Annotated in this window: 1 protein-coding gene; it reads left to right on the forward strand. The window is 73.7% G+C overall.

The annotated features are described in order from the left end of the window. A partial coding sequence (minC, locus tag GVL12_RS25810) for a septum site-determining protein MinC (RefSeq protein WP_159918391.1) occupies window positions 1-452 on the forward strand: 452 nt, incomplete at both ends.

Raw genomic sequence — 452 nt, forward strand, 5'->3', positions numbered from 1 at the left:
GCGGCAATCCCGCACAGATGGAGTCCGCGCTCGCGGCCGGCCTCGTCGCCGCGCCCGAGGCACCGCCCTCCCGCGCCGCGCATGCGCCCGCACCCGCCACGGCCGAAGCGGCCATGCCCGTGCCCGTGCAGGAGGAGGTCCGCGAAACCGTCCGCGAAGTGGTCCGCGAGGTCGAGGTGGTGCGCGAAGTGCCCGCCCCCGCGCCCGGCACGGTGGTGGTGGACAAGCCGCTGCGCTCCGGCCAGCAGGTCTATGCGCGCGGCTCCGATCTCGTCGTGATGGCCGTCGTGAGCTTCGGCGCCGAGGTGATCGCCGACGGCAACATCCATGTCTACGCGCCGCTGCGCGGCCGCGCCATCGCGGGCGCGCGCGGCGACACCTCCGCGCGCATCTTCAGCACCTGCCTGGAGCCGCAGCTCGTGTCGGTGGCCGGTATCTACCCTGTCTCTTAT

Origin of the sequence: Pantoea sp. 18069, assembly GCF_902706035.1 — a bacterium.
In the GTDB taxonomy this organism is placed as follows: domain Bacteria; phylum Pseudomonadota; class Gammaproteobacteria; order Burkholderiales; family Burkholderiaceae_C; genus Comamonas.